The sequence below is a fragment of the Neisseria sicca VK64 genome (assembly GCF_000260655.1).
GTDB classification, from domain to species: Bacteria; Pseudomonadota; Gammaproteobacteria; order Burkholderiales; family Neisseriaceae; genus Neisseria; species Neisseria sicca_B.
Genome location: NZ_AJMT01000201.1, coordinates 14947 through 38898 on the forward strand (window position 1 = coordinate 14947; position 23952 = coordinate 38898).

At 51.0% G+C, this 23952-nt stretch carries 24 protein-coding genes; 22 read left to right on the plus strand and 2 right to left on the minus strand.

Going from position 1 to position 23952, the window contains the following annotated elements:
- Nucleotides 1-182: 182 nt before the first annotated feature.
- Together HMPREF1051_RS11725 and HMPREF1051_RS11730 are read left to right on the plus strand one after the other, a co-directional pair.
- Entirely contained in the window at nt 183-806 is a 624-nt protein-coding gene (locus tag HMPREF1051_RS11725; protein WP_003756024.1) for a biliverdin-producing heme oxygenase, read from the plus strand.
- 278 nt (nt 807-1084) lie between these two features.
- Nucleotides 1085-3463 carry a TonB-dependent hemoglobin/transferrin/lactoferrin family receptor gene (locus HMPREF1051_RS11730; protein WP_036493196.1) on the plus strand — a complete coding sequence of 793 codons (2379 nt, stop codon included), beginning with the start codon at nt 1085-1087 and terminating at the stop codon, nt 3461-3463.
- Between the two features lie 361 nt (nt 3464-3824).
- Here the strand turns inward: HMPREF1051_RS11730 and HMPREF1051_RS11735 are convergent, their stop codons facing one another.
- Nucleotides 3825-4247: a hypothetical protein gene (locus HMPREF1051_RS11735; RefSeq protein WP_003769066.1), complete on the minus strand. Its 423-nt coding sequence runs from the start codon at nt 4245-4247 to the stop codon at nt 3825-3827.
- A gap of 372 nt (nt 4248-4619) precedes the next feature.
- On the opposite strand from HMPREF1051_RS11735, the gene HMPREF1051_RS11740 reads away from it, so the two are divergent.
- From HMPREF1051_RS11740 to HMPREF1051_RS11780, 9 genes are all read left to right on the plus strand, one after another.
- A complete protein-coding gene (locus HMPREF1051_RS11740) occupies nt 4620-5369 on the plus strand; it encodes a GNAT family N-acetyltransferase (RefSeq protein ID WP_003769049.1) in 750 nt (249 codons plus the stop codon).
- A gap of 114 nt (nt 5370-5483) precedes the next feature.
- Complete coding sequence (locus HMPREF1051_RS11745; RefSeq protein WP_003769054.1) at nt 5484-6233, plus strand: lysophospholipid acyltransferase family protein; 750 nt, start codon at nt 5484-5486, stop codon at nt 6231-6233.
- Between the two features lie 76 nt (nt 6234-6309).
- Nucleotides 6310-7116, plus strand: a complete 807-nt coding sequence (thiD, locus tag HMPREF1051_RS11750; protein ID WP_003769063.1) for a bifunctional hydroxymethylpyrimidine kinase/phosphomethylpyrimidine kinase — start codon at nt 6310-6312, stop codon at nt 7114-7116.
- A gap of 107 nt (nt 7117-7223) precedes the next feature.
- Nucleotides 7224-7643 carry an OsmC family protein gene (locus HMPREF1051_RS11755; RefSeq protein ID WP_003741038.1) on the plus strand — a complete coding sequence of 140 codons (420 nt, stop codon included), beginning with the start codon at nt 7224-7226 and terminating at the stop codon, nt 7641-7643.
- Between the two features lie 361 nt (nt 7644-8004).
- Nucleotides 8005-8721 (plus strand): GntR family transcriptional regulator, encoded by a 717-nt coding sequence (locus HMPREF1051_RS11760; RefSeq protein WP_003769051.1) that lies wholly within the window; start codon nt 8005-8007, stop codon nt 8719-8721.
- Between the two features lie 159 nt (nt 8722-8880).
- On the plus strand, nt 8881-9657 hold the full coding sequence (locus HMPREF1051_RS11765) for a DeoR/GlpR family DNA-binding transcription regulator (protein ID WP_003769084.1): 777 nt from the start codon (nt 8881-8883) through the stop codon (nt 9655-9657).
- Nucleotides 9658-9766: 109 nt separating this feature from the next.
- Nucleotides 9767-11455, plus strand: a complete 1689-nt coding sequence (locus tag HMPREF1051_RS11770) for a glutamine--tRNA ligase/YqeY domain fusion protein (RefSeq protein ID WP_003769000.1) — start codon at nt 9767-9769, stop codon at nt 11453-11455.
- 74 nt (nt 11456-11529) lie between these two features.
- A complete protein-coding gene (locus HMPREF1051_RS11775; protein WP_003769081.1) occupies nt 11530-12285 on the plus strand; it encodes a hypothetical protein in 756 nt (251 codons plus the stop codon).
- Between the two features lie 57 nt (nt 12286-12342).
- Nucleotides 12343-13245 (plus strand): DMT family transporter, encoded by a 903-nt coding sequence (locus HMPREF1051_RS11780; RefSeq protein ID WP_036493199.1) that lies wholly within the window; start codon nt 12343-12345, stop codon nt 13243-13245.
- Nucleotides 13246-13297: 52 nt separating this feature from the next.
- Here HMPREF1051_RS11780 and HMPREF1051_RS11785 read toward each other — a convergent pair whose 3' ends face one another.
- On the minus strand, nt 13298-13942 hold the full coding sequence (locus HMPREF1051_RS11785; protein WP_003768981.1) for a hypothetical protein: 645 nt from the start codon (nt 13940-13942) through the stop codon (nt 13298-13300).
- A 256-nt stretch (nt 13943-14198) separates the two neighbouring features.
- Between HMPREF1051_RS11785 and HMPREF1051_RS11790 the strand changes: the two genes are divergently transcribed.
- The 11 genes from HMPREF1051_RS11790 (at nt 14199) to ptsN (ending at nt 23952) form a co-directional block, all read left to right on the plus strand.
- A complete protein-coding gene (locus HMPREF1051_RS11790) occupies nt 14199-15095 on the plus strand; it encodes a hypothetical protein (RefSeq protein WP_003769057.1) in 897 nt (298 codons plus the stop codon).
- Nucleotides 15096-15164: 69 nt separating this feature from the next.
- Entirely contained in the window at nt 15165-15770 is a 606-nt protein-coding gene (locus tag HMPREF1051_RS11795; protein WP_003768961.1) for a DNA glycosylase, read from the plus strand.
- A 76-nt stretch (nt 15771-15846) separates the two neighbouring features.
- On the plus strand, nt 15847-17049 hold the full coding sequence (gene trpB / locus HMPREF1051_RS11800) for a tryptophan synthase subunit beta (protein WP_003769019.1): 1203 nt from the start codon (nt 15847-15849) through the stop codon (nt 17047-17049).
- A 45-nt stretch (nt 17050-17094) separates the two neighbouring features.
- The gene (locus tag HMPREF1051_RS11805; RefSeq protein WP_003769068.1) at nt 17095-17811 is read left to right on the plus strand and encodes a hypothetical protein; all 717 of its coding nucleotides are present in this window, start codon (nt 17095-17097) and stop codon (nt 17809-17811) included.
- 235 nt (nt 17812-18046) lie between these two features.
- Complete coding sequence (gene bioA / locus HMPREF1051_RS11810; RefSeq protein ID WP_003768984.1) at nt 18047-19342, plus strand: adenosylmethionine--8-amino-7-oxononanoate transaminase; 1296 nt, start codon at nt 18047-18049, stop codon at nt 19340-19342.
- Nucleotides 19339-20007 carry a dethiobiotin synthase gene (gene bioD, locus HMPREF1051_RS11815; RefSeq protein WP_003769100.1) on the plus strand — a complete coding sequence of 223 codons (669 nt, stop codon included), beginning with the start codon at nt 19339-19341 and terminating at the stop codon, nt 20005-20007. The genes bioA and bioD overlap by 4 nt, the downstream gene beginning before the upstream one ends.
- A gap of 193 nt (nt 20008-20200) precedes the next feature.
- Nucleotides 20201-20728 (plus strand): DUF4189 domain-containing protein, encoded by a 528-nt coding sequence (locus tag HMPREF1051_RS13835; RefSeq protein ID WP_231286321.1) that lies wholly within the window; start codon nt 20201-20203, stop codon nt 20726-20728.
- 320 nt (nt 20729-21048) lie between these two features.
- On the plus strand, nt 21049-21543 hold the full coding sequence (locus HMPREF1051_RS11820; protein WP_003769079.1) for a DUF4189 domain-containing protein: 495 nt from the start codon (nt 21049-21051) through the stop codon (nt 21541-21543).
- A gap of 60 nt (nt 21544-21603) precedes the next feature.
- Complete coding sequence (locus tag HMPREF1051_RS11825) at nt 21604-22146, plus strand: chorismate--pyruvate lyase family protein (RefSeq protein ID WP_036493203.1); 543 nt, start codon at nt 21604-21606, stop codon at nt 22144-22146.
- 157 nt (nt 22147-22303) lie between these two features.
- Nucleotides 22304-23221 (plus strand): 4-hydroxybenzoate octaprenyltransferase, encoded by a 918-nt coding sequence (gene ubiA, locus HMPREF1051_RS11830; RefSeq protein ID WP_036493206.1) that lies wholly within the window; start codon nt 22304-22306, stop codon nt 23219-23221.
- A 281-nt stretch (nt 23222-23502) separates the two neighbouring features.
- Nucleotides 23503-23952 (plus strand): PTS IIA-like nitrogen regulatory protein PtsN, encoded by a 450-nt coding sequence (gene ptsN, locus HMPREF1051_RS11835; RefSeq protein ID WP_003743926.1) that lies wholly within the window; start codon nt 23503-23505, stop codon nt 23950-23952.

Below are 23952 nucleotides of genomic sequence, written 5' to 3' on the forward strand. Positions count from 1 at the left end.
CGTAAACGACTCAGTACCTAAATATCTTAAAAATCATAAATTTCCATTCTCAAACACAGATTTTCCATCACTTATTTTTTATTGATTCGGGCAGCCTTCATTTGAGGTCGTCTGAAAAACCTGCTGTACGGGTTTTGTCAAAACCGTCAATTAAATTTCGTAGATCATCAAAGGATATTCACATGAGCGAAACACAAGAACTGACTTTTGCCAAACGGCTGAAAGAGCAAACCGCCACCATTCACGACAGCGTGGACAATTTGGTTATGTCTGTCGAGCCGTTTACCAACAAAGAGAACTACATCAAATTCTTGAAACTGCAATCCGTGTTCCACAAAGCGGTCGATCATATCTATAAAGACCCCGAGTTGAACAAAGCCATTCCCGAGCTGGAATACATGGCGCGTTACGACGCGGTAACGCAAGACTTGGCGGATTTGGGCGACAAGCCTTACGAATACGGCAAACCGCTGCCGCATGAAACCGGCAACAAAGCCATCGGCTGGCTGTATTGCGCCGAAGGTTCCAATTTGGGCGCGGCATTTTTGTTTAAACACGCGCAAAAGCTGGATTACAACGGCGAACACGGTGCGCGCCACCTCGCTCCCCATCCGAACGGACGCGGCAAACATTGGCGTGCCTTTGTCGAACATTTGAATGCTTTGGACTTAAGCCCCGAAGCCGAAGCCGAGGCAATTCAAGGTGCAAAAGATGCGTTTGCGTTCTACAAAGTCGTTCTGCGCGAAACCTTCGGCCTGCCTGAAGGCGCGGAAGCTCCGGAAGGCTTTGTTCCGCACCGCCACTAAATGCAGATTATTGATAGACTAGCGATATGTTTTCCGGCGCAATATTTTGCGCCGGAAAACAGTTGAAGTCTGAAATATCAACCCCTTACATATGGTATGGGCAAGGAAGGCCGCTTTTATCCGGTTTCCGTTTCCGTATTTAAAAATTTATTGGCCATCCGTTACAGGGATTTATATTCGTCATTGCTTTCAATAGAAATATAAATGATTATCAAAAATTTTCATTGTTGAATTAAGCTGAATATTGGTCAATTTTATTGTTTTTGAGGTTTTGAACCATGAAATCATCACACATACTCCCTATTGCCGCCCTTGTCGGCAGTATTTTCGGCAATCCCGTGTTTGCGGCGGATAATGCTGCGCAATCAACGGCTGCCGAGCCCATGCAAGCCGAACTGAAACAGGTAACGGTAAAAGGGCATCGCAACGCGCCCGCCGCCGTGGAACGGGTCAACCTCGGCCGTATCCAACAGGAAATGATACGCGACAACAAAGACTTGGTGCGCTATTCCACCGATGTCGGTCTGAGCGACAGCGGCCGCCATCAAAAAGGCTTTGCCATTCGTGGCGTGGAAGGCAACCGTGTCGGCGTCAGTATTGACGGCGTGAGCCTGCCTGATTCGGAAGAAAACTCACTGTATGCCCGTTACGGCAATTTCAACAGTTCGCGTTTGTCCATCGACCCTGAACTGGTGCGCAACATCGACATCGTGAAAGGGGCGGACTCTTTCAATACCGGCAGCGGCGCCTTGGGCGGCGGTGTGAATTACCAAACCCTGCAAGGACATGATTTGCTGCTGCCGGAGCGGCAGTTCGGCGTGATGATGAAAAACGGTTACAGCAGCCGCAACCGCGAATGGACGAACACAGTCGGCTTCGGCATGGATAACGGCAGCGTCGATGCAGCCTTGCTGTATTCACAACGGCGCGGCCATGAAACCGAAAGCGCGGGCAACCGCGGCTATGCGGTGGAAGGCAAGGGCAGCGGCACGAATATCCGCGGTTCGGCACGCGGCATTCCTGATCCGTCCAAACACAAATACCACAGCTTCTTGGCCAAAATCGGTTATCAGATTAATGAGAACCACCGTATCGGCGCATCGCTCAACGGCCAGCAGGGGCACAATTACACGGTTGAAGAGTCTTATAACCTGACCGATTCTTCCTGGCGCGAAGCCGACGATGTAAACAAACGGCGCAATGCCAACCTGTTTTACGAATGGACGCCTGATTCAAATTGGTTGTCGTTGTTGAAGGCAGACTTCGATTATCAGAAAACCAAAGTGGCGGCGGTTAACAACAAAGGCTCGTTCCCGATGGATTATTCCACCTGGACGCGCAACTACAATCAGAAGGATTTGGACGAAATATACAACCGCAGCATGGACACCCGCTTCAAACGCATCACCCTGCGTTTGGACAGCCAGCCGCTACAACTGGGCGGGCAGCACCGCCTGTCGTTCAAGGCCTTTGCCAGCCGCCGTGATTTTGAAAATTTAAACCGCGACGATTATTTCTTCAGCGGCCGCATCGTCCGAACCACCAGCACCATCCAGCATCCGGTGAAAACCACCAACTACGGTTTCTCGCTGTCCGACCAAATCCAATGGAACAATGTGTTTTCAAGCCGCGCGGGCATCCGTTACGACCACACCAAAATGACGCCGCAGCAACTGAATGCCGACTGTCATGCCTGCGACAAAACACCGCCCGCACCCAATACTTACAGCGGCTGGAGCGGTTTCGCCGGCTTGGCGGCGCAACTGAATCAGGCTTGGCGTGTCGGTTACGACATCACTTCCGGCTACCGTGTCCCCAATGCGTCCGAAGTGTATTTCACCTACAACCACGGTTCGGGTAATTGGCTGCCCAATCCTAACCTGAAAGCCGAGCGCAGCACCACCCACACCCTCTCCCTGCAAGGACGCGGCGAAAAAGGTACGCTGGATGCCAACCTGTATCAAAGCAACTACCGCAATTTCCTGTCTGAAGAGCAGAAACTGACCGCCAGCGGCGAACCCGGCTGCACCCAGATGGATTATTACTACGGTCTGTGCAGCGCCCCCTACACCGAAAAACTGGATTGGCAGATGCAGAATATCGACAAGGCAAGGGTTCGCGGTCTTGAGCTGACAGGTCGTCTGAATTTGGACAAAGTAGTCTCTTTTGTCCCTGAAGGCTGGAAGCTGTTTGGTTCCGTGGGTTACGCGAAAAGCAAGCTGTCGGGCGACAACAGCCTGCTGTCCACCCAGCCGCTGAAAGTGATTGCCGGTATCGACTATGAAAGTCCGAGCGAAAAATGGGGCGTGTTCTCCCGCCTGACCTATTTGGGCGCGAAAAAGGCGAAAGATGCGCAATACACCGTTTATGAAAACAACGGCTGGGGTACGCCTTTGCAGAAAAAAGTGCAGGATTACCCGTGGCTGAACAAATCGGCTTATGTGTTCGATATGTACGGCTTCTACAAACCGGTGAAAAACCTGACCCTGCGTGCGGGCGTGTACAACCTGTTCAACCGCAAAGACACCACTTGGGATTCCCTGCGCGGTTTGTACAGTTACAGCACCACCAACGGGGTCGACCGCGACGGCAAGGGCTTGGACCGCTACCGCGCGCCCGGCCGCAACTACGCCGTATCGCTGGAATGGAAGTTCTAAGCTAATTTTTGATTGAAGAAACGGAAACAAACCGCCCGAATGTCTTGTTTGGCAGAACATTCGGGCGGTTTTATTATCCGTCTGCTTTAAAGTTTGCCGTCTTGTCCCATTTTTATAGTGGATTAACTTTAAACCGGTACGGCGTTGCCTAGCCTTAGCTCAAAGAGAACGATTCTCTAAGGTGCTGAAGCACCAAGTGAATCGGTTCCGTACTATCTGTACTGTCTGCGGCTTCGTCGCCTTGTCCTGATTTAAAGTTAATCCACTATATTTTCCAACTGTTTAATTGGATTGGGTTTCGTTGCGGCTAACTGTTTCCTTCATATTAAACGCGCTAACGTAGTTTGAGGGATGTGTTTGATTACAGGGATCTTCGGAAATACCGGCCGATTTGGTGAGTACTGCAATTCACGCGCCATTTATCGCTGTTTTGCCAATAATAATCTACGATGATGCCTTGATCGTCAGTGTAGAAAATGCGGTCTTGGTCTTGTCCGTAGCAGACGTTGCTATAGTAGTTGGTAATGATGGGTCCGTATTGGCTGCTGCCTTCGTATTCACGTCCAGCGTAGGAATAGTAGGTATAGCGCCAGAGGTAGGCATAGCGGTCGTTTTCCGATTTGACTCCACCTTCTGTGGGTTTGACGCCATAGGATTTGATAACGGCATCGATAGGTTTGCCGACGAAACGTTTCATACGTTTGTCCAAGCTGGCACAGCCGACAGTGAGACAAACGAGACCGGCAAGGAGGGCTGCACGGCCTATGGAGATTTTGGAGGGCATAATGCGTTTTCCTGTCATTAAAATGAAGGGCGGAATAATAAGAAAGGAATAGGCAATTTGGCAAGAGGCTACCCGAAAAACATAAAACGTTTTTCAGGTAGCCTCTTGGTTGATACACACTTTGCCTTCCTTTAATCATGCGGTGGGATTTCAATGAAGGGTTTGTATGTATTGGGGAAAGGGGATGCAGGATGTTTTAAAAACAGGGGAGGGGTCGTCTGAAAACTGTTGTCCCCATTCTGTTGTAAAAAATTCTTTTTGCATAGTCATTTCATCCCTAATTTGCTTCACTTGTCCGAACTCAATATAAATTCCGCCCTATATCCGCTATAATCGCAAATCGATTATCCAATGTACAAGACAGGAAAATTCATGTCCCAAAGCCGTTTCAACCAAACCGGCCCCAAAATCGGTCTGAGCGTGCGCCTTGCGGAAACGCAGGCGGAAATTGAAGCAGCACAACGCTTGCGTTATCAAGTATTCGCCCAAGAACTGGGGGCGGAAATCGAAAGCGACGACGGTCGCGATGTCGATCCGTACGACGAACATTGCCACCACCTTTTGGCTTTTGACGACGCAACCGGAGAAGTCATCGGCTGCTACCGCCTGATTACCGAAGAAACCGCCAAAAAAGTCGGCGGCTGGTATAGCGAACACGAATTTGACCTATCCCCTTTGAAAGACATCTTGCCGCAAACCGTCGAACTCGGCCGCGCCTGCACCCATCCCGACTACCGCAACGGCGGTTTGGTCATGCTTTTGTGGTCGGGTTTGGTCAAATTCATGAAAGACGAAAACCTGCGCTTCATGATAGGCTGCGGCAGCATTGATATGCACGACGGCGGCAGCGATGCGGCGGGTCTGTATCATGCCCTGAAATCCAAATACCTCGCGCCTGAAAAATGGTGCGTCAAGCCGCTCAATCCGCTCAAGTGGGACGAAATTACCCCGTCGGACAAACCGGACGTCCCGCCGCTGATTAAAGGTTACCTCAATGCGGGCGCATGGTTCTGCGGCGAGCCTTGTGTCGATGAAGCATTCAACTGCGCCGACGTGCTCATCATGATGGACATCACCCGCCTGGCAGACCGTTACCTCCAACGTTTCGCCCCTAAACCATAAAGACCAAAAGGTCGTCTGAAAACCTTTTCAGACGACCTCAACTATTGTGAAATCAGCAAATAACTGATTTTTAGCGGTTTCACCCTATACCAAGATTGTACACACCACAACCTTATGATTGCCAAACTACGTTTTACCTTCCGCCTGCTCTGCATCGGCATCTGCCTGCTTTACGGTATGGCGGAAATGTTCTTCCTGTTTCCCTTTTACAGCAAACGGCGCAAACTGCGTGCCATCCAAATCTGGTCGCTGCGCGTCCTCGCTTCATGCGGCATGAAGCTGGAAACCTTCGGCGCACTGCCTCAGGAAGGGCAGGCGCAGTTGTTAATCAGCAACCATATCTCTTGGTTGGACATCATGGCGGTCAACGGTGCATTTCCGGGTCGGTTTGTGGCGAAAGACGATGTCGCCAAATGGCCGGTAGTCGGCTATCTCGCCACGCAGGCGCAGACCGTTTACGTTTCACGCAATAAAGGCACCAAAGGCAATACCGCTAAAATCGCCACGGTAACCGAAGCCCTCAAAAACGGCGATACCGTGACCATTTTCCCGGAAGGGACGAGTACGGAAGGTTATGAAATCCTCCCGTTCAAGCCCAGCTTTTTCCAAACCGCCTACGACGCAGGCGTTCCCATTATCCCCATGCTCTGCCGCTACCCCAATCCCGACGGCACCAGTCCGAACCTTCAGGCGGCTTATGTGGGCGATACCAGCCTGTGGCAATCCATCTGTATGATCATCAGCCAGCCTTCCAGCAAGGTGGAGCTGCATTTTCTGGAGCCGGTTCCCGCCAAAGAAGACCGCTATGAAACGGCGCTGGAAATACACGGCATTTTGAGCCGAGAATTAAAAAAATTGGGCTGACAGGTCCAAACAAACGCAAAAAACTTCAAACCGCTATCCGAACCGTTTCATCAAACCAAACAATAGGAGAAGCCAAATGGAAGAAACATTCGTCCAAACGCTGACCATCGCCGGCTCGGATTCCGGCGGCGGGGCGGGGATACAGGCGGATTTGAAGACGTTTCAGATGCGCGGCGTGTTCGGCACCAGCGTGCTGACCGCCGTGACCGCGCAAAATACGCTCGGCGTATCGGCGGTGCATCTAGTTCCGACCGACATCATTGCTGCGCAAATCGAAGCCGTCCGCGCCGATTTTGAAATCCGCGCCTATAAAATCGGGATGCTGGGTACGGCTCAAGTGATTGAATGCGTTGCTGAAAATCTGAAAAAATGCCGTTTCGGCAAGCGCGTCCTCGATCCGGTGATGATTGCCAAAGGCGGCGCGCCGCTGTTGCAGGATTCCGCCGTCGAAGCGATGAAACGCCTGCTTCTGCCTGATACCGACATTCTGACGCCGAACCTGCCCGAAGCGGAAGCCTTGACGGGCGTGCGTATTGAAAGCCGCCAAGATGCGGAACGCGCCGCCAAAATCCTGCAGGATTGCGGCGTGAAAAACGTGGTGATTAAAGGCGGGCATTTGGGCGACAGCCGCAGCGAATACTGCACCGACTGGCTGTTTACGCCGGATGACGTGTTTGAATTTGCCGACCGCCGCTTTCCGACGGCGCATACGCACGGTACGGGCTGTACATTCTCTGCCTGTATCGCCGCCGAGCTGGCAAAAGGTTTCGAAACACTGGAAGCCGTGCAAACCGCCAAAAAATACATTACCGAGGCGATTCGCAACCCTTTGAACATCGGTGCGGGACACGGTCCGGTCAATCATTGGGCTTATCGGGATTGAATAAGGTCGTCTGAAACGGAAATTTCAGACGACCTCTTGCTATATTTATCAGTCAAATTTGTTTACAATATTGGGCAAACCAACTTCAACTTCGCGGAAGAGACATCATGCAAGTTACATCAAAATGGATAGACGGAATGTGCTTTGTCGGCACGACCGAAAACGGACACAGCGTCGTCATGGAAGGCGCGGCGGCGGAAGGGCAGGCGAAACGCGGTCCCAGCCCGATGGAAATGCTGCTTTTGGGTGTGGCGGGCTGTTCCAGCATCGATGTCGTGATGATTGCCGAGAAGCAGCGTCAAAAGGTGGTGGACTGCCAGGCGACGGTTACCGCGAAGCGCGCCGACGATGCCCCGCGCGTGTTCACCGAAATCCACATTCATTTCAAAGTCATCGGACACAACCTGACCGAATCCGCCATCGAGCGCGCCGTGCAGATGTCTGCCGAAAAATATTGTTCCGCCTCGATTATGCTGGGCAAGGCGGCGAAAATCACCCACAGTTTTGAAACCGTCGAAGCGGAGTAATTTTTCAGACGACCCCCGTATCCTTCAGGGGTCGTCTGAAAAGCGTTTAGAGGCGGAATATTGTTAAAGCGTGAATAAAGCCCGCCCGACAAAAAAGCAGATATATTCACGCTACACTATGAATATATCTGCTTGCTTATTGTGGATTCTCTCTCTATCAGCCTTCATAACTTGGCCTTGTGAGGATATTGTGCAAGCTTCACTAGAGATTGTCAACAATTTTTAATTATATCTTAATCAGATTTTGTGCTATATCGAAATGGAATCAAGCAAAAAGCGACACGGGGCGGTTTGCCGCTGCTGAAAAATTTCTGTTATTTCAAACGATATGACACGCCAGACTATGAGGAGAGCTTAAATAATGAATACCGATAACGATACCCTCCATGCGCCTACCCCTTCTTCCATGATGCCGGCAGGCAGGCACGATTCGGAGCTGTTCCGCGTTTACGCCCTTATACTTGACGGCATTACCGACCATGTTTTACTGCCCGGCAAAAAATTGACCGAATCCGAGCTGTGCCGCCAAATGGTTTGCTCGCGCAATACCGTGCGTGGCGCGCTGTCCCTGTTGGCGCACGACAAAATCGTCGATTTGCAGCCCAATCGCGGCGCGTTCGTCCATGTTCCCGATTTGAAGGAAATGCAGGACGTGTTCAACGCGCGTATCGAAATGGAAAGCATGATTTTGAACCTCCTGTCCGATATGCCCGATTTGGAAACCCGCCTCCAGCCGCTCTACGCCATGATCGAGCGTGAAGAACAGGCATCTGACAGCGGCGACCGCGTGGGTTGGAACCGCCTGTCCAACGCCTTCCACGTCGAACTGGCGCGCCTGATCGACAACAATGTCTTGTTCGACATCATGAACACCCTGTGCGCCCGCTCTTCACTCATTGTCGCCGTCTTCGATGCGCAGCGTCATGAAAAGCGCACCATCAACACCCACACCCATTCCGAACACCGCGAAATCCTCGACCTGCTGGTCAACGGCAAACGCAACCGCGTGGTCAAAGTCATGCGCAAACACTTAAGCGCGTGCGTGGAGCGTTTGGAACGCAAATACGAAGCGGAATAACACGGACACAGCAAAAAGGTCGTCTGAAAACCGGGATTCAGGTTTTCAGACGACCTTTGGTTTTGGGTAAAGCCGAATCGGCGGCAGCCTTTTCCGATTTTGGGCAAAAGGCGTACAATCCGAATTCAAACGAACCGGAACGAATGGAAACGAATCCAGATGAAACCAAAAATACAAAGACACGAACACATCCTCGCTCTGGTGCGCGAGCAGCATTTCATGACGGTCGAGCAGCTTGCGGAAGCCTTGGACGTTACCCCGCAGACCATACGCCGCGACATACAGGAATTGAGTGAAACGCGGCAGTTGAAGCGTTATCACGGCGGAGCGTCGGTCGGCGATATTTCCGGCGGCGTGGCTCAAGGCAAGCGAAAACACTGCCAAAATGAAAAAAACGCCATCGCCCGCCTGATTGCCGCCCACATTCCTGACAATTCGTCGCTGTTTATCAGCATAGGCACGACGATGGAAGCCGTTGCCGCCGAGTTGGTCAAGCAGCGTAAAAACCTGCGGATTATCACCAACAATATTTACGTCGCCTCCATCACGTCCGCGCGCACCGACTACACCGTCATCATCACTTCCGGCGTCGTGCGCCCCTTGGACGGCGGGATTACGGGCGTGGCGACGGTCGATTTTATCAATCAGTTTAAAGTCGATTATGCCGTCATGAGTACGCACGGCGTGGAAAGCGACGGCTCGCTTTTGGACTACGACTATAAAGAAGTCAGCGTCATGCAGGCGATGATGACCAATGCGCGGGTCAGGTATTTAGGCGTGGACCACAGCAAATTCAACAGCAATGCTTTGGTCAGACTGGGCGATATCGGCTCGTTTGACAAAGTATTTACCGACCGCGTACCTGAAGCCGTCATGCAGAAGGTTTTGGGCGATGCGGGCGTAGAATGGCTGGTTGCCGAACCTGTGCCGCTTTGAGTGCGCCACTATAACGATAGAGTCAAGTCGGGTACAATAAAGCCCTTTTCAGACGACCTTTTATAGATACGTCGTCTGAAACCCAATCCCTTCCCAATAAAGAACCATTATGCTCAATAAAGACCAATTCGCGGACAACCATTTCATCCGCACCATCATCGAAGAAGACCTCAAAAGCGGCAAACACGAAGCCATCCAAACCCGCTTCCCGCCCGAACCCAACGGCTACCTGCACATCGGCCACGCCAAATCCATCTGCCTGAACTTCGGTTTGGCGTATATTTACGACGGCTTGTGCAACCTGCGTTTCGACGATACCAACCCCGAAAAAGAAAACGACGAATACGTCAACGCCATCAAAGAAGACGTCGAGTGGCTCGGTTTCCATTGGGCGGGCGAGCCGCGTTTCGCTTCCAATTATTTCGACCAGCTTTACGACTACGCCGTCGGTTTAATCAAAGACGGCAAAGCGTATGTCGATGATTTGACGCCCGAAGAAATGCGTGAATACCGAGGCACGCTGACCGAAGCGGGCAAAAACAGCCCTTACCGCGACCGCAGTATCGAAGAAAACCTCGACCTGTTCACGCGCATGAAAAACGGCGAGTTTCCCGACGGCAGCAAAACCCTGCGCCTGAAAATCGACATGGCATCAGGCAACATCAATATGCGCGATCCGGTCATCTACCGCATCCGCCGCGCCCATCACCACAACACCGGCGACAAATGGTGCATCTACCCGATGTACGACTACACGCATTGCATTTCCGATGCCATCGAAGGCATCACACATTCCTTGTGTACGCTCGAATTTGAAGCCCACCGCCCGCTGTACGACTGGGTGTTGGACAACATCCCCGCGCCGCACGCCACCCGCCCGCGCCAATACGAGTTTTCCCGTTTGGAGCTTTTGTATTCCATCACCTCCAAACGCAAGCTGAACCAACTGGTTTCAGAAGGTCATGTTTCCGGCTGGGACGATCCGCGTATGCCGACCATTTCCGGTATGCGCCGCCGCGGCTACACGCCCGAGGGCCTGCGTCTGTTTGCCAAACGTGCCGGTATTTCCAAATCTGAAAACATCGTCGATATGAGCGTATTGGAAGGCGCGATTCGCGAAGAGCTGGAAAACTCCGCCCCGCGCCTGATGGCGGTTTTGAACCCGCTCAAAGTGACTCTGACCAACTTTGAAGCCGGCAAAACCCAAAGCCGCCGCGCCGCGTTCCACCCCAATCACGAAGAAATGGGCGAGCGCGAAGTACCTATTTCACAAACTATCTATATCGAAGCGGACGACTTTGCGGAAAATCCGCCCAAAGGCTTCAAACGCCTGACACTCGGCGGAGAAGTGCGCCTGCGTCACGGCTATGTGATCAAGTGCGACGAAGTCGTGAAAGACGCAGTGGGCAACGTTGTCGAACTCAAATGCAGCATCGACCACGACACCTTGGGCAAAAATCCAGAAGGCAGAAAAGTCAAAGGCGTGATTCACTGGGTTTCCGCCGAACACGCCGCCGAAATCAAAGTCCGCCTGTATGACCGGCTCTTTACCGTCGAGCGTCCCGATGCCGTACGCGGCGAAGACGGCAACTATCTGCCGTTTACCGATTTCCTCAACCCCGAGTCCGTCAAAGAAATCACCGCCTACGCCGAACCCGCAGCCAAAAACCTACCTGCTGAGAGCCGTTGGCAGTTTGAGCGTATCGGCTATTTCGTGACCGACCGCAAAGACCACAGCAAAGACACACCGGTGTTTAACCGCACTGTGACACTGAAAGATTCTTGGCAGGCAAAATAATTGGTAAGAAGGCAGTCAGTATGCACTGGCTGCCTTTATTGTGTTTAAATTTTTGATTTTATAATAGGAATTTTATGGAAAACCAAATACCCACTTCACAGGAAGTTCGATATCACGAACCCAAACGCCTTCCTGCTTCTGCAGGCATCAAGTGGATTACCGACGCTTTCGGTATTTTCAAACTTCATCCGTGGAAATGGATAGGCGTATTATTGGCTTATATGGTCGTAGGCTTTGTGGTTTCTATTATTGACTTACTAGGAATTAATGCGCTTTCTAGTTTAAAAGGTATTGTATTCAGCTGGGTGGGTTCATGCTTAGTAGGCGGAGCTATGTATGTTGCTAACAATATCAATAATGGAAAAGCATTTGATGTGAAAGATTTTTTTATTGTTTTTTTAGATAAAAAAATGAGTTTTTTCATTTTATTGTTACTTCAGGTGCTGTTCAGTATAGCTGTTAGTTTGCTTATCATTCCGCTATATTTTGCAGGTCATTGGGCAATGATGATAGGTGTTGTATTGATTGTTATTGTCCTTTTGTCTATATTTTTATTAACCCCCGCTTTGATTGTTTTAGATGGTCTGAAGCCATGGGAGGCTATTAAAGCTAATGTTAAAGCGGCTATGTGTAATATTCCTGCAATATTAGTTTATGTTGTAGGTGTGGCTCTCTATTCTTTTATGTGGGGCGTATTAGGCAGCATGTTAGGCCAGTGGATTATCATGATCATACTTTTACTATTCCTACCTGTCAGCGCAGTTTTACTGCTGTCCCCTTATATTGCTTACCGCAGTATTTACCCTAATGGTCGTATTGTAAAATCCTAAGTGGATAAAGGCCGTCTGAAACATTTTCAGACGGCCTTTGTCGATAAAAGGAATGAGATGGAACGTTATTCTGTACATTTGAAACTGCTGGGGATGGCAGTATTGTGGGGTGCGTCTTGGCCGATGGGGCGGATGCTGGGTCAGTCGCTGCCGCCGCTGACGGGCGGGGCGGTTCGGTTTGTGCTGGCTTCGATTTTGCTGTTGGGTTGGTTGTTTGCGCGCAGCAGGTTCGCGACTTTTGCGGCTTTGTCGGCACGGCAATGGCTGGGCTTGACAGCAGCCGCTTCCGTCGGGGTGTGCGGCTATGCGGTGTTTTTTATGTTGGGTTTGCAGGCGATGCCGGCGGGTAAGGCGGCGGTGGTTGTGGCGGTGAATCCCGTGCTGACGCTTCTGCTGGCAGCTTGGCTTTTCGGCGAGCGTTTAAACGCGAAGATTTTGGCGGGTATGCTGCTGGCGGTCAGCGGTGCCATTGTGGCGGTCACGCAAGGACAGCCGTTGGCGGTATTGTCGGGCGGCATCAAGGCGGGGGAATGGCTGATTTTCGGCTGCGTGGTTTGCTGGGCGGCTTATACTTTAATCGGGCGTGCGGTTTTGCGCGGGATAGACGCGTTGACGGTAACGGCAGCAACGTCGTTCATCGGCGCGCTGATGTTGTCGGTGGTGGCGTTGTGGACGGACGGATTGCCGTTTGAGGCAATGGCGGCGATGGATGCACGCGGTTGGACGGCATTGGCGTGGCTGGTCATCGGTGCGACGGTATTGGCCTACGCGTGGTATTTCGAAGGCGTGAAGACTTTGGGCGCAGGCAGCGCGGCGGCGTATATTACGCTCGTACCGATTTTCGGTATGCTGTCTTCGGCGTGGGTTTTGGGCGAACCGCTGCACATTTCGCTGGTTGCGGGCTGCGCGGCGGCAGTCGGCGGCATGACGCTGATGCGGTATGGGCAGAAGGTCGTCTGAAAGATTCAAGAGAGGATAAGTTCCTTATCAAACGATGGATGCTCTGTCAGTGTTATAGAAACTCAATCCAGTAGTCTCGGTGTGGTTCGATAATGACCGGTTTGCACCAGAAATATTTGAGGTATCCCAAATTGGCGGGCGTTACGGGGCGGTTGTTCATATTGAATTTTTCAGCACTTTCCCTAGTCAGGAAACATTTGACGGATACATAATGTTTACCGTCTGATTCTCTTTGAATGCCTTCGAAACCGATTCTGTCTCCCACCTTAAACTCTTTGGTAAGGAGTTGTCCGAGAAAATAAACGGTTTTGTTTTTCATCAACTCGTAGGCTTTCGCATTTTCTATTTCGGCATTTGTTGCTGCAAACATAATGCAAAAGCTGTCGATAAGGTCTTTCAGGGGCTGCAAATCGTCTTTGGAAAAGATAATGTCCGATGTATCAAGTCCAGATATAACAAGGTTTACATAATAGGGTTGCCAGATAACCGCATCAAGAGACATGCCTAAAGGGATGGTTTGCGCTTTGTAGCCGGTGATTTCAAACTTTCTCCTTTCTTTTTCATATGCCTCTGTTGAAGCAAAGACATGAAGGTTCTCCACTTTCCTGAACGGCCTTTTTTTTACGAAAGCAATGACAGGCCTGTCCAGTTGTTCGAATAAATTGAGGTTGTAGTATTCAATAGGAATTTTTTGCATTGAGACCTTTCTTTTCTATGTTTCGTGGTTTTATTCTAACATATCGCTAAAGCGGCTGTTCCGTTTGCGATAACGTTGTCTGTCGGCTTGTAAACTTGTTTCAGGACAAGGCAGGGGGCGTCTGAAATTTTTGTTCGGGTATTTTTACTTTATTGAAATTGGGTTTCAGACGACCTTTTATTTATAATAGGTAAGTTGAAGCAATATGGTTTTGATAACGAGAGAAATTTCAATATAACGAACAAAGAAAGAATCAATGCTGCCGTTTTATAACTTTATTTGGCTGACGGTGGTCGCCATACTGGGCTTGATGCTTGTCGAGATGATGTTGAAGGCTGAAAGACCGTTGTTTAAAGCAATGGCTGTCAGGTTCAACGTGTTTTTGCTGTGCTGTTTGGGCGTGCAGGCGTGGAGCGTGTGGATGGGGCAGCAAAAACCGGAAGGGTATGTGCTTCGGGAAGATACGGTGGTAGATGGTTTTCCATTGCCCGCCGGAACGAAGTTGCATTTTCGGTGGAAAAAGGATATTGAATCTTACGAGTATGCAGTCTTCCCCAAGCCCGTCGAATGGAAAGGCGTGATGATTAAGGCGGTGGAACGGAAGTTTTATGACCAAAATATGGGCGAAGGCGTCTTTCTGAAGCCGACGGAAGTAGCCGATCGGAAACCGGTTTGGTCGGAAGGTTGGTTGTGCCGTGTGGACGCTGAAGATTTTGGGTGGAAGTATGTCGGTACGAAGGATAAGCGAACGCCTTCGCCTGACGATTACCGGCTGATGGGGTGTAAGCTGGATGAGTCTTTCGCGCTGCCGGTGCCGCAATTGGGCGAAAATGTGAAGCTCGGTTTGCATGAAGTGAGATACATTGAATCCGGCAAAGTTTGGCTGGCATGGTTGGCTTCTGAAAATATGCCTTTTACAGGCTTGATAACGCTGGACGATAAAAAGAATATTGTGGAAATAGAGATTGAACCCAAACAAACCGATATTTTGGGCTGTGTATTCAACAATGTTTCCCTGCTGACTTGGAAGCTTGGCCAGCCCGATATTTGGACGGTATCGGCCCGCCCGAAAGCGGAAAATGAATTGTTGGAAGAGAATAATGTGAAACAGCCGGAAACTTGTTGGGGGAGAAAACTTGTCTATCAGTATTAATCGGCAGGTCGTCTGAAAAGGCGGCAACCGGCTGCTTTGTGTTCAATATTTTTTATCAAGGAAATCATGATGTCCGCCCCGCTTGAAATCGAAACCCACCCTTTTCCCGCATTATTACCGCCGCAGGCGACGGTAATGATGATGGGGACGTTTCCGCCCAAGGAAGACAAACGCGCGATGCAGTTTCATTATCCGAATTTTCAAAACGATATGTGGCGCGTCTACGGGCTGGTGTTTTTTAATGATGCGGCGCATTTCCAGATGCCGGCTGAAAAAGCGTTTGATGCGGAGAAAATTAAGGCGTTTTTGCGCGAACGGGGGATTGCGTCCTGTCCGACTGTGTTGAAGGCGGTGCGGGAACACGGCAATGCGTCGGACAAGTTTTTGCAAGTGGTCGAAACCGTCGATTTGGCGGCGGTGTTGGCGCAGATGCCCGACTGCCGCCATATCTGCACCACCGGCGGTAAGGCGACGGAAGTCCTGCTCGATATTCAGGGCGGCGGCATCAAAATGCCGAAAACGGGCGAAACCGTGCCGTTTCCGTTTGCCGGACGGGATTTGACCCTGACCCGCCTGCCGTCCACTTCGCGCGCCTATCCTTTGAGTTTGGCGAAAAAGGCGGCGGCGTATCGGGCGTTTTTCGAAATGGCGGGTTTGTGTGAAAAACAGTTATAATTGCTGACAATTTCCCCTTTCAGACGGCCTTTAGCAGACCGAGGCCGTCTGAAAAAACAGACAAGGAAGAAATCCGATGAAAAACTACCACGCGCCCGACGAGAAGGGCTTTTTCGGCGAACACGGCGGACTTTATGTCTCCGAAACACTGATTCCCGCCTTGCAAGAGCTGGCGGATGCCTATAAAGCAGCGAAAAACGACCCGTCGTTTTGGGAAGAGTTCCACCACGATTTGAAACACTACGTCGGCCGCCCCAGCCCCGTTTACCATGCCGCGCGATTGTCCGAGCATTTGGGCGGCGCGCAAATCTGGTTGAAACGCGAAGACTTGAACCACACCGGCGCGCACAAGGTAAACAACACCATCGGTCAGGCATTGCTTGCCCGCCGCATGGGTAAAAAACGCGTCATCGCCGAAACCGGCGCGGGTCAGCACGGTGTGGCCTCCGCCACCGTCGCCGCCCGCTTCGGCATGACTTGCGACGTGTACATGGGCGCGGACGACATCCAGCGTCAAATGCCCAACGTGTTCCGCATGAAATTATTGGGCGCAAACGTGGTCAGCGTCGACAGCGGCAGCCGCACGCTGAAAGACGCGATGAACGAAGCCATGCGCGAATGGGTTGCCCGCGTGGACGACACGTTCTACATCATCGGCACCGCCGCCGGCCCCGCGCCGTATCCCGAAATGGTGCGCGATTTCCAATGCGTCATCGGCAACGAAGCCAAAGCGCAGATGCAGGAAGCCATCGGCAGACAGCCCGATGTCGCCGTTGCCTGCGTCGGCGGCGGCTCGAACGCCATCGGCCTGTTCCACCCGTATATCGGCGAAGAAAACGTGCGCCTCGTTGGCGTGGAAGCCGGCGGCTTGGGCGTGGATACCCCCGACCACGCCGCACCGATTACCAGCAAAGCCCCTATCGGCGTACTGCACGGCTTCCGCAGCTACCTGATGCAGGACGAAAACGGCCAAGTCTTGGGTACGCACTCCGTTTCCGCAGGCTTGGATTACCCCGGCATCGGCCCGGAACACAGCCACCTGAACGACATCAAGCGCGTCGAATACACCGTCGCCAAAGACGACGAAGCACTCGAAGCCTTTGATTTGTTGTGCCGCTTCGAAGGCATCATCCCCGCGCTCGAATCCAGCCACGCCCTCGCATGGGCAGTCGCCAACGCGCCGAAAATGGGCAAAGACCAAGTGATTCTGGTCAACCTGTCCGGCCGCGGCGATAAAGACATCAATACCGTGGCGAAGTTGAAAGGGATTGAGTTGTAAGGTTTCAGGTAGCCTTGGGCTACCTGAAATTTTACCTGCATCATCATGCTAGATATTCACCGCCTCCCCGCCCTTCTACTCAAAGCTTGGGACAAAGTGCAAGCCGAACACAAGCGCGAAAAATTCCGCGATAGCGTGAAACGTCAATGGCTGGAACAATTACTTAAAGCCGAACTCAAAACGCGCGGCTTTCAGACGGTCTCCGGTGGTTTTATTTATTGGGTTAAAGACGGCTACATTTTCAGCGTTGTCCAGGCTTATTTGGTGGCTGTGTTTAACGGTCAACCCATCAATGAGCGTGTATCCATCCGCATAGAAGCCAAACCGGATTGTCTGGATTCGTTGTTTTTCAAACTTTTCGGCGAAGAAGAGATGATGAAAAGCTTCAGCAGCCGACTCAATGGAGAACCATCACTGGGTTTGACAGGGATACAAGACGAGTGGCGCATACAAGAACCCGACTTCGCCCACTTTACGCTTGAGCAAATGCTGGATTGGGTGCGGCAGACTGCCGGGCAAATAGAAGCCGACATTGCCAGCTTTACACAGCAAGTGCCTGACTTAGAGGGTTTCTGCCGCTTCATGCAAAGTCGCCCGTTACAAGGTGGCATGGAAAATGAACTCTATGCGCTGGTATTGTTCCGTCTGCAGCAATACGGCGAACTGCGCCGTTTCCTAGCCGGCCGCCCCGATTTCTATCAATTTGCCAACGGCACCAACCTGTTTGCCGCTTTGCGACAAATACTGGATGAGCAACCGTAGTCCAGCACGGCTAATCCGGCATTTTCCTACTCAAATCGCTCGGTTCAGCCCATTTTCTTCCAGCCATACAAAAGGCTGCCTGATATTTTTCTGCATACTATGTCGGATATGAACCACATCACCGAAAACAGGTTTTCAGACGACCTTTTCCTTATTCAATAAAGACTTTTCAGGTTTTCATCTAATCAGAGTGGGTTAAAATAGCGGAATTTGATATAAACCCTTCTCAGAAAATATGTTGCCCGAACACACTTCCTCCCTGCTCGATTTCGACCGCGCCCATCTGCTCCATCCCTATACGTCCATGACCGATCCGTTGCCTGTTTATCCGGTGCGCCGTGCGGAGGGTGTGCATATCGAATTGGCGGACGGTACGCGGCTGATTGACGGGATGTCGTCTTGGTGGTGTGCGATACACGGCTACAATCACCCCGTTTTGAATCAGGCAGTTGAGGCGCAGATTAAGCAAATGTCGCATGTGATGTTCGGCGGTTTGACGCACGAGCCGGCGGTGGAGCTGGGCAAATTATTGGTCGGAATTTTGCCGCAGGGGCTGGACCGTATTTTTTATGCGGATTCAGGTTCGGTTTCGGTAGAAGTTGCGCTGAAGATGGCGGTGCAATACCAGCAGGCGCGGGGTTTGACGGCGAAGCAGAATATTGCGACGGTGCGGTGCGGGTATCACGGCGATACTTGGAACGCGATGTCCGTCTGCGATCCGGAAACGGGGATGCACCATATTTTCGGCAGCGCTCTGCCGCAGCGTTATTTTGTCGATAATCCGAAAAACCGTTTCGACGATGAATGGGACGGAACGGATTTGCAGCCTGTCCGCGCCTTGTTTGAAGCGCATCATGCGGATATTGCCGCCTTTATTTTGGAACCGGTCGTGCAGGGTGCGGGCGGCATGTATTTTTATCATCCGCAGTATCTTCGCGGGTTGCGCGATTTGTGCGACGAATTTGATATCGTGTTGATTTTTGACGAAATTGCCACTGGATTCGGGCGCACGGGCAAGATGTTTGCCTGCGAATACGCGCAGGTCGTGCCGGATATTATGTGTATCGGCAAGGGCTTGAGCGGCGGCTATATGACGCTGGCGGCGGCAATCACTTCGCAAAAAGTCACCGAAACGATTTCGCGAGGCGAAGCGGGTGTGTTTATGCACGGTCCGACGTTTATGGCAAATCCGCTGGCGTGTGCCGTTGCCTGCGCTTCGGTCAAGCTGCTTTTGTCCCAAGATTGGCAGGCAAATATCTGCCGCATCGAAAGCATCCTGAAAGGTCGTCTGAAAACCGCATGGGACATCCGCGGCGTGAAAGACGTGCGCGTTTTGGGTGCCATCGGCGTGATCGAGCTGGAAAAAGGCGTGGATATGGCGCGTTTTCAAGCGGACTGCGTGGCGCAGGGCATTTGGGTGCGCCCATTCGGCAGGCTGGTGTACCTCATGCCGCCTTACATCATTTCAGACGACCTCTTGACCGAACTTGCCGACAAAACCGTACAAATCTTGAAGGAACACAGCAAATGAAAGGCGTTTACTTCGTCAGCGGCATAGACACGGACATCGGCAAAACTGTCGCCACCGGCGTGTTGGCAAAACAATTGTTGCAGCAGGGCAAAAGCGTGATCACGCAAAAGCCCGTGCAAACCGGTTGCCAAAACATCGCCGACGACATCGCCGTCCACCGCAAAATTATGGGCATACCCATGCAGGAAGCCGACAAACAGCGGCTGACCATGCCCGAAATCTTCAGCTATCCCGCTTCGCCCCACCTCGCCGCCCGTCTGGACGGCAGGGCTTTGGACTTGAACAAAATCCGCGCCGCTACGCAGCAGCTGGCGGCACAATACGAAATCGTATTGGTCGAAGGCGCGGGCGGATTGATGGTTCCGCTGACGGAAAACCTGTTAACCATTGATTATGTTCAGCAACAGGCTTATCCCGTCATTCTCGTTACCAGCGGACGGCTCGGCAGCATCAACCACACCCTGCTCAGTTTCGCCGCGCTCAAACAATACGGCATCAGCTTGCACAGCCTGATTTTCAACCACATCCACGACAGCCGCGACAAACACATCGCCCAAGACAGCTTGGCATATCTAAAGGGTCGTCTGAAAACAGATTTTCCCGATGCGGAGTGGATGGAGTTGGATAAGGTGGAGACGGACGAAAGGTCGTCTGAAAACGATTAAAAGTGGCGGAGCATTGCTGCTAAACGAAACTGCGCTGTCGCTGGAGATACTGACGGAACTGGGGTTCAGCTTGTGCTTGCTGTATGATTCGTCCAAGCAGTATTTCCAAGGGACTGAAGTTTTTTGGGTTCGTTGTTAATGTGCCTTGGGATTAAGGATAAAGGGAGTAACACAATGTCTTTGGTAGTAAGAAATGGAGGATGAAATGGTAAAAAGAATATTTTTAGTATTTTCTATGGTATTAAGTGGATTTATCTCTGCCGAAGGGCTGAATGCCATCAATGATCCGGTGATGAATCCCTGTATTCAACGTCCTGATTTGGCAGGGTGCGGGGCAAATGGTTCTTCTGCGTCACGACGGGTAATTAATATTCCCAATCGTTGGGGTGTCATTTATTATAATCCTGCCAACGATGCGGTGGGCTATGCAGAAAACAATACTGAAGGTTATAAATCTGCTCGACGTGAGGCACTAGAAATGTGCATTAGATCGGGAGGTGGTAAAAATCCATCTCATAGAGATGGGCAAGGGTGTCGTTCAGTAACCGAATATCGTAATCAATGTGGTGCTATAGCAGTTAGTAATGAAAGTTATGCTGCAAAAAATGATGTTTATCTAGAGAAGGCGGAGCAGAAAGCTCTTGAAGGCTGCGGAAAATATTCAAATGGCTGCAAAATATTTTATTCAGGCTGTTCGCGCCATCCTCAGTACCGTTATTAATTGATTTGATTTTTCAGACGGTCTTTTTAAGATTTGAGGTCGTCTGAAAATTTTATGCAGTAAACAAGCAATATTCCATCGTGACTGGGTATTGTGCAGATTACGATCATGCAGGGCGGTTTGGGGCTGATGATGGGTACGCTGATGATCACCGCGCCGTTGCTGGTGGGGAATCTGATCGGGTCGTCGTTGGGGTTCAATACTTATAACATTCTGCAAGGTGGAAACAGCCCGACCAATTCGGATGGGTCGCCTAGAGTGAATAAGGATAGAAGTAAAAAAAGATGACGGTAGCACTGGAATAAAATAAAGGATTAATAATGAAAAAGTTATTTTTAACGTTCATAATGGTAACCTTAAGTCAACTGATTCTAGCTAATGAGATGAGTAATCCTTGCGTTTACCATCCTGACCTACCTGGTTGTAGTGGCAATAACCGACCTATAGGGCAAACAAACCGAGTCGTCAAGATTCCGAACCGCTGGGGTGTCATTTATTATAATCCTGCCAATGATGCCGTTGGCTATGCAGAAAATAATACTGAAGGCTATCGTTCCGCCAATAAAGAGGCATTGGCAAACTGCATTAAAGCAGGAGGCGGTCAAAATCCATTGCATAGAGATGGAAAGGGTTGTCGTAAGATGACGGAAGTTCGCAATGCTTGCAGTGCGATTGCTGTGGGCAGTAAAAGCGCTAGTGCAAAAAGTGATGATTATCTAGAGAAAGCAGAACAAAAAGCTTTTGACGGGTGTAGTCAGTATTCAAATGATTGTAAAATTCTTTACTCTGGCTGTTCTCGCCACCCCGATTATTAAATAAGTTTTCAGACGACCTTTTAAAATTTAGAGGTCGTCTGAAAATTTATTCATTTTGCCATGAAACACATCAATCTAAACCCCATGAATCCCCCCTTGAATTGGCAAGACAAACTTCCCGACGAACTGCCGCAGGGCTGGGGCAAACGCGCCGCCGTTTTGTGTCAAGCACAATCGCTGACAGCCGCTTTACGCGCCTTGGGCGGCAGTTTTACGGTAAAAGTGCTGTATATGGGCGAACTGGACGGGCAGGGCAATTCGTTTGGCGAAAACCATGCCGAAACCGCCGCCCCGCAATTCGTCCGCGACGTTTTGCTGCATCTGGACGGCGTTCCCGTCGTACAGGCGCGCAGCGCGTGCAGCCCGCAATCGCAAGCCTGGCGCGGCGTGTTGGATTGCGGCACGCAGCCTTTGGGCGAGCGGCTGTTTGACGGTACGCTGCCCTTGAAGCGTTCGGCATTCGAGTTTTGCCTGATGGAAAACGTTGGCGGTCAGGATGATTTCAGACGACCTGTCGCTGCCCGCAGGTCTTATTTTGATTGGGATGGCGAGGTGTTGGAACTGACGGAATATTTTTTGGCGGGGTTGGCGCAGTTTGTGTAGGGCTCGGATATGCCGTTTTTGTATCTTTCTGTAAAAGTTGGGGATAAGGGTCTAAATAAAATAGTAAAATCTAAAAATTGATTTATAATGAACATAATACGCTAAGCAATAATTACAAATTGATTTATTATACCAATAACATATTTTTCACATTCGCATGAAGATAAGACGTGTTCTCCTACATTTTTTCCCGCGCTATGCCGTCGGACGGATGGTCATATACGGTAAATTGATGCGCATCGACAAGCCTATCGGCACGTTGCTGCTGCTTTGGCCGACCTATTGGGCGTTATGGGTCGCTTCGGAAGGCATTCCGGAAGCGGATATTTTTTGGGCGTTTACCGCCGGTACGTTCTTTATGCGCAGCGCAGGCTGCGTGATCAACGACTTTGCTGACCGCAATTTTGACGGCTCGGTCGAGCGCACGAAAAACCGCCCCTTTGCCCGCGGGTTGGTTTCTAAAACGGAAGCGATTCTGCTGACCGTCATCCTCTGCCTGCTTGCCGCCCTCTGCATGACGCCGCTGAACCTGTTGACTTGGGTGATGAGCGTTCCCGCGCTGTTTCTGGCGATGACTTACCCCTTTACCAAACGGTTTTTCCCGCTGCCGCAGTTTTATTTGGGGCTGGCGTTTTCTTTCGGGATTCCGATGGCGTTTGCCGCCGTCCGCAGCGGCGTGCCTTCTACGGCGTGGCTGATGTTTACCGCCAATGCTCTATGGACGCTTGCCTACGACACGATTTATGCGATGTCGGACAAGGAAGACGATTTGAAAATCGGGATTAAAACTTCGGCCATCACGTTCGGCGATCACGATATTTCCGCTTCCATGCTCTGCCATTTTTGGTTTACCGCGCTGATGGCGGTGTTGGGCGTGAAAATCGGCGCGACATGGCCGTATTGGATCATGTTGCCTGCGGTGGTGTGGCTGCAAATCGGTCAATACCATGCCATCAAAACGCGCGACCGTCAGACTTGTTTTAAAGTGTTTTTGGATAACAACTATATCGGCCTGCTGTGGTTCTTGGGTTTGGCGGGGCATTATTTGTGGGCTTTGGCTGCCACACGGTTATAAGGCAACAGGATGGTTAACACGTCGTCTGAAAAGGGTTTCAGACGACGTTTTGCTTTTCGGGAAGGACGGATTGATAATAGCGGCGGAGTTTTGTCTGGTAGCCAAACCTGCTGTAAAACACTTGCCGCCGTTTTCAGACGACCTTGTGTGTGAGTTAAGAAATATCAAAGAAGCAGCGTTTCTTGTTAGCAATCTGAGTATAAATTGCGTGTTCAGGATTGAGGTTTGTACAGACAGTCGGTACAATTCCATTTCATTTTGCCACATCAAAAGAGATTTCTATGAGCCTTATCGGCGAAATTTTGCCTTTGTCCCATATCGTTTTAGACTTGGAAGTCGGCAGCAAAAAACGCTTGTTTGAAGAAGCGGGCCTGCTGCTTGAACATGAAGCAGAATTACCTCACGGCGATGTCTTCGACTGCCTGTTTGCCCGCGAAAAGCTGGGTTCGACCGGCTTGGGGCAGGGCGTCGCCATCCCGCATGGCCGTCATGCCTGCGTGAAAAAAGCCACCGGCGCGTTTATCCGCACGAAAGAGCCGGTTGCTTTCGATGCGCCCGACGGCAAACCCGTATCCCTGATTTTCACTTTGTTGGTGCCGGAAAATGCGACCGGCGAACATTTGGAAGTCTTGTCCAAACTGGCGGGCAGGTTCTCGCAAAAAGCCGTCCGTGAAGCCTTGATGTCCGCAACCTCTGCCGAGGAGGTGCGCAAACTTCTGGCAGAAGAGTAA

What these genes read in the sequence shown, in the direction of transcription:
- HMPREF1051_RS11725 (WP_003756024.1), top strand. Translation starts at nt 183, where the DNA reads ATGAGCGAAACACAAGAACTGACTTTTGCCAAACGGCTGAAAGAGCAA.
- HMPREF1051_RS11730 (WP_036493196.1), top strand. Translation starts at nt 1,085, where the DNA reads ATGAAATCATCACACATACTCCCTATTGCCGCCCTTGTCGGCAGTATT.
- HMPREF1051_RS11735 (WP_003769066.1), bottom strand. Translation starts at nt 4,247, where the DNA reads ATGCCCTCCAAAATCTCCATAGGCCGTGCAGCCCTCCTTGCCGGTCTC.
- HMPREF1051_RS11740 (WP_003769049.1), top strand. Translation starts at nt 4,620, where the DNA reads ATGTCCCAAAGCCGTTTCAACCAAACCGGCCCCAAAATCGGTCTGAGC.
- HMPREF1051_RS11745 (WP_003769054.1), top strand. Translation starts at nt 5,484, where the DNA reads ATGATTGCCAAACTACGTTTTACCTTCCGCCTGCTCTGCATCGGCATC.
- thiD (WP_003769063.1), top strand. Translation starts at nt 6,310, where the DNA reads ATGGAAGAAACATTCGTCCAAACGCTGACCATCGCCGGCTCGGATTCC.
- HMPREF1051_RS11755 (WP_003741038.1), top strand. Translation starts at nt 7,224, where the DNA reads ATGCAAGTTACATCAAAATGGATAGACGGAATGTGCTTTGTCGGCACG.
- HMPREF1051_RS11760 (WP_003769051.1), top strand. Translation starts at nt 8,005, where the DNA reads ATGAATACCGATAACGATACCCTCCATGCGCCTACCCCTTCTTCCATG.
- HMPREF1051_RS11765 (WP_003769084.1), top strand. Translation starts at nt 8,881, where the DNA reads ATGAAACCAAAAATACAAAGACACGAACACATCCTCGCTCTGGTGCGC.
- HMPREF1051_RS11770 (WP_003769000.1), top strand. Translation starts at nt 9,767, where the DNA reads ATGCTCAATAAAGACCAATTCGCGGACAACCATTTCATCCGCACCATC.
- HMPREF1051_RS11775 (WP_003769081.1), top strand. Translation starts at nt 11,530, where the DNA reads ATGGAAAACCAAATACCCACTTCACAGGAAGTTCGATATCACGAACCC.
- HMPREF1051_RS11780 (WP_036493199.1), top strand. Translation starts at nt 12,343, where the DNA reads ATGGAACGTTATTCTGTACATTTGAAACTGCTGGGGATGGCAGTATTG.
- HMPREF1051_RS11785 (WP_003768981.1), bottom strand. Translation starts at nt 13,942, where the DNA reads ATGCAAAAAATTCCTATTGAATACTACAACCTCAATTTATTCGAACAA.
- HMPREF1051_RS11790 (WP_003769057.1), top strand. Translation starts at nt 14,199, where the DNA reads ATGCTGCCGTTTTATAACTTTATTTGGCTGACGGTGGTCGCCATACTG.
- HMPREF1051_RS11795 (WP_003768961.1), top strand. Translation starts at nt 15,165, where the DNA reads ATGTCCGCCCCGCTTGAAATCGAAACCCACCCTTTTCCCGCATTATTA.
- trpB (WP_003769019.1), top strand. Translation starts at nt 15,847, where the DNA reads ATGAAAAACTACCACGCGCCCGACGAGAAGGGCTTTTTCGGCGAACAC.
- HMPREF1051_RS11805 (WP_003769068.1), top strand. Translation starts at nt 17,095, where the DNA reads ATGCTAGATATTCACCGCCTCCCCGCCCTTCTACTCAAAGCTTGGGAC.
- bioA (WP_003768984.1), top strand. Translation starts at nt 18,047, where the DNA reads ATGTTGCCCGAACACACTTCCTCCCTGCTCGATTTCGACCGCGCCCAT.
- bioD (WP_003769100.1), top strand. Translation starts at nt 19,339, where the DNA reads ATGAAAGGCGTTTACTTCGTCAGCGGCATAGACACGGACATCGGCAAA.
- HMPREF1051_RS13835 (WP_231286321.1), top strand. Translation starts at nt 20,201, where the DNA reads ATGGAGGATGAAATGGTAAAAAGAATATTTTTAGTATTTTCTATGGTA.
- HMPREF1051_RS11820 (WP_003769079.1), top strand. Translation starts at nt 21,049, where the DNA reads ATGAAAAAGTTATTTTTAACGTTCATAATGGTAACCTTAAGTCAACTG.
- HMPREF1051_RS11825 (WP_036493203.1), top strand. Translation starts at nt 21,604, where the DNA reads ATGAAACACATCAATCTAAACCCCATGAATCCCCCCTTGAATTGGCAA.
- ubiA (WP_036493206.1), top strand. Translation starts at nt 22,304, where the DNA reads ATGAAGATAAGACGTGTTCTCCTACATTTTTTCCCGCGCTATGCCGTC.
- ptsN (WP_003743926.1), top strand. Translation starts at nt 23,503, where the DNA reads ATGAGCCTTATCGGCGAAATTTTGCCTTTGTCCCATATCGTTTTAGAC.